This window comes from Acinetobacter sp. 24-47-67 (assembly GCF_056779735.1).
Genome location: NZ_JBWYIK010000010.1, coordinates 97,804 through 111,463 on the forward strand (window position 1 = coordinate 97,804; position 13,660 = coordinate 111,463).

A 13,660-nucleotide genomic window follows, 5' to 3' on the forward strand; every position below is an offset into this window, starting at 1 on the left:
ATTTTTTGTAAGTTTAATTTCTGGATGTACAAATTCAGCTAATTAGCAGGATGATATCAAAAATGCAAATATAGGCGCTAGAAGCATGATATATCTAGATTATTTAGTATATAAAAATGCTATAAATTCTGATTTAACGCCTATTACGCAAGCGTTATTACAATCAACTATCCAAAAGGTAGCAGTCATAAAAGGTTTTGAAAAGACATCGGGTGATAAATATGAAATTGAAGAGCAAATGAGTATTGCTGAGGTCAATCAGATGTGTTGGATGCGAAACTTTCTACTAGAATATAAGAAAAATCTTCCTAAAGAAATTGATTACAGTGATATTTACTCGTGGATTGAGACAAAACAGTTAAAGTGGAAAGAAAAACTAAATAAGATATATGGTAATGAAAAAATTCAGGATGACTGTCGTGATATAAAATAAATTTTATTATATCTTTAATCAGAAAGGATCTCTAATCATTCAGCTTACGCCAACTGGCTATGGTATGTTTTCAAAAGCAGAATATGTCGGTAAAGTCGGATAAATTCTAAAAAATGGTGGTCCTTTTATGATTAGTGAAAGATTGTATACGATGATTTTTGGAAAACGATGGAATAAACAAGCTCTTAGTTTTGCTGTTTCAGAAGGCTACAGAACTCCTAGAAAAGAAGAATTTGAAAAATTTGATGGAACGTATTAATGAAAAAGATCTTCTCTCTATTAATTTGCTCTCTGCTTCTTTCTTCTTGCTCTAATGCTAAAAAAAATACAATTGATGAAGACGAGTTAGATAAACAAATAGTACAAACAAAAATTATGGCTATTTCAAGTAGTTTAGAAAGTGCAAGCTTTGTTTATAGAGCTGCATATAAAAATTCAGAAAACCCTTCGGAAGTTAACGATCATTTATATTTATATGCTTTGAGTGAAATTGAATCACTTTTTAATACTTATGATATGGGGGGGTTAGACTATAAGAAAGACATTACAAGTTACAGGTTAATATCGGGGGATGCTATTGATTCAATGTGTATTATTAATAAATTTTTGAAAAAATATCAGAATCATTTGGAAAGAAAAGAATTAGCAAAACGATATGATACAACTTTGAATAAAACTTTTGTGTTGCAAAGTGAATATTTAAATCTTTTAAAAAATGATCCAGATTTAATTAATGGATCTCAATGTTTAAAGTTAAATTAATATATTTTACCTTATGCGTAAATATACTTTTATTTTATATAAATGATATATTTACAGCATAATTAAAAGCCCAATTCTCAACAATTGGGCTTTTTTTGACTCTTCACGCTCCACGCATAAATTTTGATTAATGCTTCACGTATTTCATGAATTTAACTAGATGATAGTACTCAAGCAAATATTCCTCTTAATTTTTTTATAGATTGAGAAATTTTAGCTGTCTTATCATTTGGTAAAGAACATTTAGCTAAACGAACCCAAACGCTCCAGAATTGTTTCATAAAGTTAGCTTCATTATAGTGAATGCCATATTCCTCACATAATGCTTTAATTTTTGGCGCAGCTTCTGCATAGCGATTTGCAGGCATATCAGGGAATAAATGATGCTCGATTTGATGACTCAAATTACCACTCAAAATATGCAGCCATGATGTTCCGGTAAAGTTACTTGAACCTCGAATTTGACGTAAATACCATTCTGCTCGCGTTTCATTTTCGGTATTATCCATCTCAAATGTTTCTGCATCTTCAGTAAAATGACCATTAAAAATCACTGCAGATGACCATAAACTTCTAATCACATTTGCAACTGCATTTCCTGCGAAGACAGGAAGCGCATTTGGACCAGCGATAATCGGGAAAAAGACATAATCCTTCACCACCTGACGTCTTACTTTTTTTCTTAATTTTTCAGCATCTTTCCACACTTGTTTCCAAGATTTGGTTTTATAAACAAGCGCGTCTTCCAAGTGTAGGTTTTGAACACCGACATACCATTCAAAAAACACCATCAATTGAATCGCTAATGGAATATTCAACAAAAATCTTGGTTCCCAAGGTTGAGATGCTGAAACACGAAGTAGACCATAACCTACATCATGATCCATCCCCACAATATTGGTATAGGTGTGATGTACATAGTTATGGGTATATTTCCAGTCATCGCCTGTTGAGATGGTGTCCCAGTCATATGTCGCACCGTTTAAACTAGGATCATTCAACCAGTCAAATTGACCATGCATCACATTATGTCCAAGTTCCATATTTTCAACAATTTTGGACACGCCCAGTAATCCTGTACCTACCAACCAAACAGGTGGAATCCAACCACCAAACATCAGCAATGCACGTGAGCCAATCTCGCTATAGCGAACAAAGTTGCGAATCTTATAAATATATTTGGCATCTTGTTCACCCAAATCATTCATAATACTGAGTCGGATCTGCTCAACGCGTTGTCCAAATGCTTCAATTTGCTCAGCGGTCAGATGTTTAGATTTTGATTGCCATGTTGTATTAAGTGACATATTCATTATTTTTCTCCAGTCTTATACGATACCGTTAAATTACAAATTAATCACAACAGGGCTTACTGCCTGACTAATACATAATTTAATTTGTCGATTTGGCTCATGTTCAATTTCACCTGTGAGCATATTTTTAGTAGCGCCACTCACTTTGTTACAGACACATGCATTACAAATACCCATTCGGCATCCATGAGCGGGTCTTAATCCAGCCTCTTCAGCACTCACCAATAAACTTTTTTGAGCTTCAAACGATTTCTGACTGCGGATAAACGTGACAGATTGTTTTTCAATTTCTTCATCTACACGGATTTGAAAAAACTCTTGTTTGAGCTGATTGCTGATCCCCTCTTCATGACAAATTTGATTTACAGCTTGCATCATCGAAGTTGCACCGCATGCATAAATCTGTGCTTGCCTAAAACTTGGCATTAACTGCTCTAACAACGCCAATGTCAGATATTGTTTATGTTGGCGTGTATTAAAATAGTGATAATTAAAATGATCATGTTTTGAAGCGAGGTGTTGTAGTTTCACGTGGAACGCGTCATCTCGACAGAAATAAATCAAATAGATAGGTACAGATAATGTGTTTAAAGCCTTCGTAAGCAATGCATAAATGGCGGTAATGCCACTCCCCGACGCCAATAACACAATTGGCTGTTGAGTTGGCTCAAGCGTAAATTTACCTTGCGCTTGAGAAATTTCCACAACAGAACCTATCGCCAATTGGCTTAAACAATTCGACACTACTCCTTGAGCTCGGACAGCAATCACCAGATTACCTGTCGCAGAAATTTCCACAATCGAATAACTACGTTGTAGACGCACGCCTGCAATTACGACTGTCACTAAAACACTTTGCCCTGCCTCAATCTGTTGAAAATCGAAATTGTGATTTGGACATAAATGAATCTCATAGAAATCGTGACTAAGTGCCTCACGACTCACGAGCGATGCTTTGACTTTTTTCCAAGCCAAAGTGGGATGTATTTTTTCAGCGATAAAATCGACGAAATCTTCTCGAATCCATTCAGGACGATATGACAGATAACTACTCATCTCAAACGTTCCTCTTTTGTATTTCAATTTAATTGAGTGAACAAGTGTTCTAATAGTGAACATGTGTACACTATATTGATTTTAAAATTGAGTCAACACATGTTCACTGACATTCGTCGTTTAATTTTTATATTTTTTTGATAGACTCATCTCGACTTCACTTCTCAGGTTTTAAGATGTCTATACGCGATGAACGTAAACAACAAAGTCGTCAGGCTTTACTGGATGCCGCTTTGCGCTTAAGCACATCTGGCCGTTCATTTAGCAGTATTAGTCTGCGTGAAGTTGCACGTGAGGTTGGCTTGGTGCCAACAGCCTTTTATCGACATTTTCAAGATATGGATGAATTAGGCCAAGAGTTGGTGGATCAAGTCGCGTTATATTTGAAAACCGTACTTCATCAGCTCGGTCAAGGTTTAGCCCACCCTGATGCTAAAGCCGAAACCAGTATGGAACTTTTTTTTGAAGCCATCGATTTAAATACCCAACCTTGGATTTTTATGATCGCAGAGCGCTGGGGTGGCTCTGAAGTGGTAAGACGTGCGATTGCTCGTGAAATTGAGTTTCTAAATTCTGATTTGGCCAATGACCTACAAAAATTCGAAATCGTACAAAATTTTCATCATGCTGGTGATCTAAAAATGTTGTCGAATATTTTAATTAATTTATGTTTTACATGGGCAATGTCTTGGATTAGCTTGGGCCGTCAATATTCAGGTATGGAGCTTGAATTACAAAAATTAGTACTCAAAAAACAGTCCATTACCCAAATACGATTAATCTTTAAAGGGATTTTGAATTGGAATAATACTGAGGCATAAAAAAAACCCGCTCAATGCGGGTTTTCTATTATTTAGCTTTGCGCTCTTTATCCAATAGATAATCGACCACTTGTAACACACGTCCATTATCACCTTGTACGACATATTTCCCATTTACTACAACAGCTGGCACACCCGTCAATTGATATTGTTGCGCTAATTTATTCGCTTGAGAGACTTTGGCAGTAATTGCGAAAGAATTATATAAACTATTGAATTTCGCTTCTGGGATACCATACTTCGTAAAGAATTGTGCTTGTGATTTTTGGTCAAAAATCTGCTGACCTTTGTCATGGATCGCGTGGAATAGAGGCAAATGGGTACGTTTACGAACACCAAGAGCTTCAGAAACGTAGTAGCCACGTGCATTCTGTTCCCATACTTTGTTCATTGCAGCAGGTGTACGGACAAAATTCACATCTTTTGGAATTTTACGTAACCAAGATTGCATATGAGGTTCTAAAGTAAAGCAATGACCACAGCCATACCAAAAGAACTCACGTACTTCCAATTTACCAGCGACATCAACCTTTCCTGGGTTTTGCACGACCGTATAATCTTTGCCTTCAACAAAGTTCGCCATTGCACCTGTTGAAAGTGCCATCAGCACCGCAGCGGCAACGCCACTAAAAACCACCTTTTTCATTAAGTTTTTATCCTCTAAATCATTCTGATTAGCATATGGTTTCACTATAAAACAAATATGAGAAAATCGTTTTGATTCTGTGAACTTTTTTACAAGATTTATCGCTTTTTTTGGAATTAGCGATACACTAAGATCTGATATAAATTCTACCCATTAAAACGAACTTTGCTAAGGTGGCTGTAATGACTCAACTGAATGTTGACCCACAAGAAATTGCTAAATTTGAAGCACTTGCTGCAGTATGGTGGGATCAACACTCTGAGTTTCGCCCTCTCCATCAAATCAATCCATTACGATTGAATTGGATTGATGAACATGCAGGTGGTCTTAGTGGCAAAAAAGTCCTAGATGTGGGCTGTGGCGGCGGTATTTTGGCCGAAAGTATGGCACGCCGTGGTGCCGATGTCCTCGGTATCGATATGGGCGCAGCACCATTAAATGTCGCACGTCTGCATGCAGAACAAGAAAACGTAACCAATATCGAATATCGTCAAATTCCAGTTGAGCAATTGGCTGAAGAACAAGCTGGTCAATACGAAGTCGTAACTTGTATGGAAATGTTGGAACATGTACCAGATCCAGCGTCAATCATTCAAGCATGCCAAAAACTGGTGAAACCAAACGGTCATGTATTCTTCTCCACAATTAACCGTAATCCAAAATCATATTTATTTGCGATTATCGGTGCAGAGTATGTGTTACGTCTTTTGACAAAAGGAACTCATGACTATCATAAATTTATTAAACCTTCTGAGTTAGCGCATGATATTCGTAACGCAGGTTTAAAACTTAAAGATATGACAGGCTTACATTACAACCCATTAACTAAACATTATTGGTTAGCCCCAAATGTCGATGTGAACTATATGGTTTACACCCATAATGAGGTGAATGAATGAAGGCCGTACTTTTCGACCTAGATGGGACTTTAATTGACACTGCTGCGGATTTTATTCGTATTATTCAAGCAATGTGTCGTGAAGAAGGTCGAGAGATCGTAGATGCAGCCCTGATCCGAACTCAGGTCTCCGAGGGGGCTCGGGCGATGGTGAAATTGGTTTATCCTGAATTACAGGTTGATGATCCTATTTTCCTTGCACATCGTCAGCGCTTTCTAGATATCTATGGTGCTGATATTGCTGTGGATACAGACCTTTTTGCAGGAATGTATCCTTTAATTGAGGACTTGGAACAACGGGATATTCCATGGGGAATTGTGACAAACAAACCTCGTTGGCTGAGTGAGGCACTACTTCAAGCCTTAAACTTAACTGAACGTTGTGCCGTTCTCGTATGCCCAGAAGATGTTAAGCACACTAAACCTGACCCAGAACCAATGTATCTCGCTGCTCAACAAATTAATGTTCCAGCTGAACAATGCATTTATGTTGGTGATCATCCACGTGATATTGATGCAGGTCGAAGCGCAAATATGTACACGATTTTGGCTGCTTACGGATATTTACCATTAGAACACAAAGATGACTTAGATTCTTGGCAGGCAGATTGTATAGTGAATGATGTACAAGAATTACATCAACACTTAATCGAATTGATCGAATCTCACCAAAAAACAGCTTAATTAGAACAATGAAGGAGGTCGCACATGAAATATTCAGAATATCAACCTCGCCCAGATTTATTGAAAGATAAAGTAATTTTAATTACGGGTGCAGGTGATGGCATTGGACGCGCAGCAGCGTTGAGCTATGCTTTACATGGTGCGACCGTCGTTCTTCATGGTAGAACGCTGAACAAGTTAGAAGTGATCTATGACGAAATTGAAAGTTTAGGTGCTCCTCAACCTGCAATTTTGCCACTGCAACTTTCTACTGCAACAGCATATGATTACGAACGTCTTGTGGAAACGCTTGACCAACAATTTGGTCGTTTAGATGGGATTTTGCACAATGCTGGGATTTTAGGTGAGCGCGTTGAATTGGCCCACTACCCTGCTGAAGTGTGGGATGATGTAATGGCTGTAAATTTAAGAGCACCTTTTGTTCTTACTCAACATTTACTTCCATTATTAGAAAAATCTCAAAATGCCTCTGTTGTTTTTGCAAGCTCAGGTGTCGGTCGTGAAGCACGTGCGAAATGGGGCGCATACTCAGTTTCAAAAATTGCCATTGAAGCGGTCAGTCAAATTTTTGCAAAAGAAAATGTCTATCCAAATATCCGTTATAACTGCATTAATCCTGGTGCAACACGAACAGCTATGCGTGCTAAAGCATATCCTGATGAAGATCCGAAAGTATTGGCAACGCCTGAACAAATCATGCCAGCTTATTTATATTTAATGGGCGAAGACAGTATAGGTATGAATGGTCAGAGTATTGATGCTCAGGATTAGTTTTTTCAAAATTACATGATGAGGATCGTCAGATCCTCTTTTTTTAAATTATAGTTCTAACAAAACCTATTAAAAAATTTACCTTTAGATTTTAAAAGCTTAAACAAATAAGTCTCAACAACTTTTGAATACACCCATAAATTAAGAAATTATCTAATGGTAGTATCACTTACTTTGCTTTAAGCGTCTTAAGTATTTATAACTTAATAAAAACCCGACAATAATGTCGGGCTTTTATTTCATTCTGATCAGTCAAATAAACGATCGAAGAATGATTTCTTTTTAGGTGAAGATTTACTGTCCGCACCATCTAAAGATTCTTGTAACTCTTTTAAAAGTTCACGTTGACGTGCAGTTAAGTTGACTGGTGTTTCAATCACGATACGGCAAAGTAAATCACCTTGCATACTTGTGCGTACTGGTTTTACACCCTTGCCACGTAGACGGAACATTTTACCTGTTTGTGTTCCCTCAGGTACTTTCAAGTTCACACGACCATCAAGGGTTGGAATCTCAATTTCTTTACCCAATGCAGCATCAGCGATACTAATCGGCACATCCATATACAAGTCCGCGCCATCACGTTGGAAGATTTCATGTTCACGAACATTAACTTCTACGTATAGATCACCTGATTGACCATCACGAATCGCTTCACCTTTTCCAGTTAAACGAACGCGATCGCCATTATCTACGCCTGCAGGAATGGTAACTTCAAGTGTCTGTTGACGATCTTTAACACCTGAACCATGACAAGTGCCACAAGGATTTTTAATAATCTTACCTTGTCCGCGACAAGTGCTACACGTTTGCTGAACTGAGAAGAAACCTTGTTGCATACGGACCTGGCCAGCCCCGTGACAAGTTTTACAGGTTTCAACATCATTCGGGTTTTTAGAACCTTTACCATCACACACTTCACATGGTGCTGGCGCAGTAAAAGTGATTGTTTTCTTTACGCCACGTACAGCTTCTTCTAAGCTGAGCTCAAGCACATAACGTAAGTCTGAACCACGTCTTTGACGCTGTTGGCGACCGCCGCCACCAAACGCACCACCGAAAATGTCACCAAACTGACTAAAAATGTCTTCAGCGCTAAAACCGCCACCGAAACCACCGCCGCCGCCACCGAAGCCGCCTTCAAACGCATTATGTCCCATGCGGTCATACATGCTGCGTTTTTCACTATCAGATAAAACTTCATACGCTTCAGCAGCTTCTTTGAATTTTTCTTCTGCTTCAGCATTATCAGGGTTACGGTCTGGATGATATTTCATCGCCAACTTACGGTAGGCTTTTTTAATTTCATCATCACTAGCTGTTTTAGAAACCCCTAAAACCTCATAATAATCACGTTTAGCCATGTCTGGCGATGCTCCACAAAAAAATTTGATATGACTTCTCTGCGGAATATGTTGGGGTCATATTCCGAGATTACAAGTAAATTAAATCATTATTTTAAAAAGCGGCTTTTTTCTGGAGATATTTAACTAAGCCTTTAAGCCATGCATTTAGGAGAAATAGCCATGCAATTGTGGTAAAAATGACACCAATCACCGTACACCCTTTCACCCATAACACACTATCCCAATAGATAAAGCAGGCAGGAATAAACCAAAGAGCAGCAAATGCGGCCATCATCATGAATAGCACAACATTTCGTGCAATCCATAATGCTTGAGCATGGATCCAGACTTCAGCGTCTTGCGCTTGAGCCACTTTTTGCGCTAAAAAATAGGCGATTGCAGCACTGATACCAGTGAACAATGCAAGAAACATGAATACATAAGACATCGTAATTAATCGACGATGTCTTGTTAAATTGTCTCGCCCCATGGATGCTTTTTTATACCTCAACCGAGTGCACATTCAGTTTTTTTATGTACTCAGCCCACTGTGTTATTTTGTGTTAAAAACTAGGGACTACTATATTGAATTTTTCAATGCTTCGCACCTAGTATTCACATAAAACTACGCGGTTTTTGACTCTTTTTTTACTTTAAACCATGCCGCATAGAGTGCTGGCAAGAAGAACAGCGTTAATAATGTTGCGATAATGAGTCCACCCATAATTGCTACCGCCATTGGACCAAAGAAGATACTGCGTGAAAGTGGAATCATCGCCAACACAGCAGCCAATGCAGTCAAAATAATTGGACGGGCACGGCGTACTGTCGCTTCTAAAATCGCTTCCCATTGAGAATGACCCGCTTTGATATCTTGCTCGATCTGATCAATCAAGATAAGCGAATTACGCATAATCATTCCAGATAAAGCAATGGTACCTAGCATCGCCACAAACCCGAAAGGCTTATTGAATATTAACAGGAACAATACCACGCCAATTAAACCCAAAGGCGCGGTCAAGAAAACAATAAACGAACGTGAAATACTCTTGAGCTGAATCATGAGCAAGGTAAAGACCACAGCCAAAAATAACGGCATGCCAGCATTTACTGAAGTTTGCCCACGTGCAGATTCCTCCACAGTGCCTCCCACTTCTACCAGATAACCACTTGGAAGTTCGGCACGAATTTTCTCAATAGATTCAGTTAATTCACCAACCACAGTAGCTGGTTGGAGTTTAGTCCGAATATCTGCGCGCACAGTAATGGTCGGCAAACGGTTACGATGCCAAATCAGACCATCTTCAAACTTATATTGGATATTCGCAATCTGTGCCAATGGAACTGTTGTACCTTGACTCGTCGGTACAGCGAGACTTTGTAACGATGCCACATCAACACGTTCCGCTTGATCGCCACGTAAACGAATATCAATCAACTCCCGTTTCTCACGATACTGATTAATTGCAGCACCCGTAATTGAACTATTTAAGAAATTCGCCAAATCTAAGCTAGATACGCCTAACTGACGCGCTCGATCTTGATCAATTTCAAGTGAAATAATTTTACTCGGCTCACCCCAATCTAAATGAACATTGGTGGTATTTGGATTTTCACTGATTGCTTGTGACACTAATTGTGCTCGTTGGCGAACAGTATTTAAATCTTCACCAGAAACACGGTATTGAATTGGATAACCGACTGGTGGTCCATTTTCCAATAGCGATACACGTGACCGTACTTCAGGCAATAACTTGCTAATTTCTTCACTCAGATTCTTGCGAATCTCATCTCGCTCATCTAATGAGGAAGCCAAAACCACAAATTGTGCAAAACTCGCCTGAGGCAATTGTTGATCAAGCGGCAAATAGAAACGTGGAGAACCTGTACCAACATAAGCGACATAATTATCGATCCCTTTTTGAGTCGACAAGAATTTTTCTACTTTTTTAACCGCATTTTCTGTCGCTGTTAGAGAAGCACCTTCCTCTAGTTTTAGATCCACTAAAATTTCAGCACGGTTTGATGGTGGGAAAAATTGTTGTGGAACAAGTTTGAACATCAAAATTGACAAGACAAATATTGCAAACGTCGCAGCAATGACGGTTTTACGATAAGTAATACATAACTCAACCCAAGATCTAAATTTTTGATACGTCTTGGTTTGATATGGATCGTGATGCTCACCATGGTGTTGAACGACGGGTTGTGGCTCTGGTTGTTGACGTAATCTTGCCCATAAGCGTTGATACCACGGGGCTTTCTGATTCATTTGATTAAAATCAGGCAGTAATTTGTCACCTAAATAAGGAACAAACAGTACCGCTGCAAACCATGACACCACTAAAGCAATGGTTACAACTTGGAAGATTGAGCGAGTATATTCACCTGTGCTCGACGCAGCAGTGGCAATCGGCAAGAATCCAGCTGCAGTGATCAGCGTCCCCGTTAACATTGGAAATGCGGTCGACTTCCAAGCAAAACCTGCGGCTTTTAATCTGCTATATCCTTGTTCCATTTTAATGGCCATCATTTCAACTGCAATGATGGCGTCATCAACCAAAAGTCCAAGTGCTAAAATTAACGCGCCTAAAGAAATCTTGTGCAGTCCAACATCAAAGAAATTCATGCCTGCGAACGTCATTGCCAAGACCAAGGGAATAGAGAAAGCGACCACTAATCCTGTACGGAAACCTAAAGAGAAGAAGCTGACCAATAAGACAATAATCACGGCCTCTGCGAGCACTTTGATAAATTCGTGAATACTGCGTTGCACCGCTACAGGCTGATCTGAAACTTTTTTAAGTTCCATCCCTAAAGGTAAAGTTTGTTGTAGATCATTAAAGGTCTTTTCTAGATTTTTCCCTAGCGCAATGATGTCACCACCCTTACGCATAGACACCGCAATACCAATACCATTTTTGCCCATAAAGCGCATACGTGGTTGAGCTGGCTCACTAAAGCCACGGTAAACTTCAGCCACATCGCCCAATTGAATGGTCTTATCACCAACCAGTAATGGCATGTTCTTGAGATCTTCGACTGATTTCAATTGTCCGCTGACACGCACTTGAATACGATCTGAGCTTGTTTCAAAGAAACCTGCGCTCGCCATGGTATTTTGTTTTTGTAGTGCTTCTTGAATTTCAGAAACTGGAATACCCAATTGAGCGGTTTTCGTATTTGAAATTTCTATCCAAATTTTTTGATCTTGCAAGCCGACTAAATCAACTTTCCCGACATCTTGCACACGTTGTAGTTGCAGCTGTAAGCGATCGGCATATTCCTTCATCACGGCATAATCAAAATCATCACCCGTTAAGACATAAATGTTCCCAAAGGTGTCACCAAATTCATCGTTAAAGAATGGACCTTGAACACCGCTAGGAAGTTGGTGTTTGATATCTCCAATTTTTTTTCTAACCTGATACCAAACATTTGGTAATTCATGGGAACGCAGCGAGTCTTTGGCAACAAAGGTCACCATTGATTCACCAGGACGAGAATAGGCTGCAATACGATCATAGAGCCCCGTACTCATTAATTCTTTTTCAATACGATCAGTCACCTGTAAAGAGACTTCTTCCGCTGTCGCACCTGGCCAATAGGTTTGAACGACCATTACTTTGAAACTAAATGGAGGGTCTTCACTTTGTGATAGTTTTGAGTAGGAATAAACACCCACTATTCCCATCAAAATCATGAAATAAAGGATCAGTCCCTTATTATTTAACGCCCATTCTGACAAGTTAAAGTTCATATTTTCGCTCCAACTTGTCCTGCTTTCACATTTACTGCACGGTTTTGACGGTCAATCGGATTAATTTTTTGTTTATCTCGCAGTAAGTGTACACCGCCAACCACGATCCAATCAGAAGCTTTTAAACCTTGGGTCACAGGTACCGTATCACGACCATAAGCACCTATTTGAACATTCACCTTACGGATACTGTGATCTGGATTCACAACCCAAACATAAGGCTGATCTTCTGTTGCAGATACACTGGTCAAAGGAACATTAATCACATTTGAACTGGTATTTGAAAAAAATACTCGCGCACTTTGTCCAAGTTGAATTGCTGAACGCCCTTCAGTCAAAGCAACTTTGACACTAAATGTTCTAGATTGGTCGGCAGCAGGTGAAATTTCACGCACATATGCGGCGAAACGCTCCTCTGGTTTTGACCATAGCGTAACCCAAGCTTTTTGGCCTGTTTTAATTTCTGATACTGCTTGTTCTGGCACACCAATCACCACTTCACGATCACCATCTATCGCCAGTTGATATGCTGCCTGCCCTGCTGCGATCACTTGACCAACTTCAATACTACGCTCAGTGATGACGCCATTTTTATTGGCAATGAGTTGGTTATATCCCGTCTGATTACTACTCACTGCATAATTTGATTGTGCTTGTTTTAAATTTGACATGGCCGATTTATATTGATTTTCTACGGCATCATATTGCGAACGACTCACCGCATTAATAGGTAATAACTGCTTAAAGCGTTTGTATTCTTCTTCGGCAATTTTGGCTGCAGATTGCGCGCTTTCTAACTGAGCTTTTGAAGCATTTAACTGCAGTTGAGCATCTTTCACATCTAATTTTGCTAAGACTTGCCCGACTTTGACTCGATCCCCTACATCAACATAGCGTTCAGTAATTTGTCCTCCAACACGGAAAGCCAATGCCGTTTGCTGTCTCGCCTGAACTTCTCCTGCATAACTTTTCAGTTCATCTTGGGAAGTATTCGGCTGGGCAACCATCACAAATGGAATTTGTTCCTCTGTGGGTTTATCCTTACTACACGCGGTGAGTATCACGCTACAAATGAGCATTAGACTGTATGTGGCAAATTTTTGAGGACTCATGTGCACTGCTCTTATGTCAATTTTTAGGCAAATCAAATTAGGGATATTAATTTGATTA

The 13,660-nt window shown here is 39.2% G+C and carries 13 protein-coding genes; 6 read left to right on the forward strand and 7 right to left on the reverse strand.

Translation table 11 applies throughout. From position 1 onward, the window contains the following. The first annotated feature begins 85 nt into the window (after positions 1-85). On the forward strand, positions 86-433 hold the full coding sequence (locus AC1M9K_RS11990; RefSeq protein WP_481589398.1) for a hypothetical protein: 348 nt from the start codon (positions 86-88) through the stop codon (positions 431-433). A gap of 258 nt (positions 434-691) precedes the next feature. Further along, a complete protein-coding gene (locus AC1M9K_RS11995; RefSeq protein ID WP_180000349.1) occupies positions 692-1,195 on the forward strand; it encodes a hypothetical protein in 504 nt (167 codons plus the stop codon). 170 nt (positions 1,196-1,365) lie between these two features. Here AC1M9K_RS11995 and AC1M9K_RS12000 read toward each other — a convergent pair whose 3' ends face one another. Next, positions 1,366-2,508, reverse strand: a complete 1,143-nt coding sequence (locus tag AC1M9K_RS12000) for a fatty acid desaturase family protein (RefSeq protein WP_481589399.1) — start codon at positions 2,506-2,508, stop codon at positions 1,366-1,368. Between the two features lie 33 nt (positions 2,509-2,541). After that, positions 2,542-3,564 carry a flavin reductase family protein gene (locus AC1M9K_RS12005; RefSeq protein ID WP_481589400.1) on the reverse strand — a complete coding sequence of 341 codons (1,023 nt, stop codon included), beginning with the start codon at positions 3,562-3,564 and terminating at the stop codon, positions 2,542-2,544. Positions 3,565-3,740: 176 nt separating this feature from the next. Here AC1M9K_RS12005 and AC1M9K_RS12010 point away from each other — a divergent pair, with 176 nt between their 5' ends. Next, complete coding sequence (locus AC1M9K_RS12010; RefSeq protein WP_481589401.1) at positions 3,741-4,385, forward strand: TetR family transcriptional regulator; 645 nt, start codon at positions 3,741-3,743, stop codon at positions 4,383-4,385. A gap of 28 nt (positions 4,386-4,413) precedes the next feature. Here the strand turns inward: AC1M9K_RS12010 and AC1M9K_RS12015 are convergent, their stop codons facing one another. After that, positions 4,414-5,031, reverse strand: a complete 618-nt coding sequence (locus tag AC1M9K_RS12015) for a thiol:disulfide interchange protein DsbA/DsbL (RefSeq protein WP_180000355.1) — start codon at positions 5,029-5,031, stop codon at positions 4,414-4,416. Positions 5,032-5,213: 182 nt separating this feature from the next. Here AC1M9K_RS12015 and ubiG point away from each other — a divergent pair, with 182 nt between their 5' ends. From ubiG to AC1M9K_RS12030, 3 genes are read left to right on the forward strand one after another with little or no spacing between them, the layout of a single operon-like run. Then, positions 5,214-5,930 carry a bifunctional 2-polyprenyl-6-hydroxyphenol methylase/3-demethylubiquinol 3-O-methyltransferase UbiG gene (gene ubiG, locus AC1M9K_RS12020; protein ID WP_481589402.1) on the forward strand — a complete coding sequence of 239 codons (717 nt, stop codon included), beginning with the start codon at positions 5,214-5,216 and terminating at the stop codon, positions 5,928-5,930. Then, positions 5,927-6,613, forward strand: a complete 687-nt coding sequence (locus AC1M9K_RS12025; protein ID WP_035268813.1) for an HAD family hydrolase — start codon at positions 5,927-5,929, stop codon at positions 6,611-6,613. Before ubiG ends, AC1M9K_RS12025 begins: the two co-directional genes overlap by 4 nt. A gap of 24 nt (positions 6,614-6,637) precedes the next feature. Then, on the forward strand, positions 6,638-7,384 hold the full coding sequence (locus AC1M9K_RS12030; RefSeq protein WP_035268812.1) for a YciK family oxidoreductase: 747 nt from the start codon (positions 6,638-6,640) through the stop codon (positions 7,382-7,384). 248 nt (positions 7,385-7,632) lie between these two features. On the opposite strand, the gene dnaJ is transcribed toward AC1M9K_RS12030, so the two are convergent. From dnaJ to AC1M9K_RS12050, 4 genes are all read right to left on the reverse strand, one after another. Continuing rightward, positions 7,633-8,748 (reverse strand): molecular chaperone DnaJ, encoded by a 1,116-nt coding sequence (dnaJ, locus tag AC1M9K_RS12035; RefSeq protein WP_035268804.1) that lies wholly within the window; start codon positions 8,746-8,748, stop codon positions 7,633-7,635. A gap of 94 nt (positions 8,749-8,842) precedes the next feature. Next, complete coding sequence (locus AC1M9K_RS12040) at positions 8,843-9,220, reverse strand: hypothetical protein (RefSeq protein WP_035268802.1); 378 nt, start codon at positions 9,218-9,220, stop codon at positions 8,843-8,845. Positions 9,221-9,355: 135 nt separating this feature from the next. Continuing rightward, on the reverse strand, positions 9,356-12,490 hold the full coding sequence (locus tag AC1M9K_RS12045) for an efflux RND transporter permease subunit (RefSeq protein WP_481589403.1): 3,135 nt from the start codon (positions 12,488-12,490) through the stop codon (positions 9,356-9,358). Further along, positions 12,487-13,602, reverse strand: a complete 1,116-nt coding sequence (locus tag AC1M9K_RS12050) for an efflux RND transporter periplasmic adaptor subunit (RefSeq protein ID WP_035268798.1) — start codon at positions 13,600-13,602, stop codon at positions 12,487-12,489. The genes AC1M9K_RS12045 and AC1M9K_RS12050 overlap by 4 nt, the downstream gene beginning before the upstream one ends. Positions 13,603-13,660: the final 58 nt, after the last annotated feature.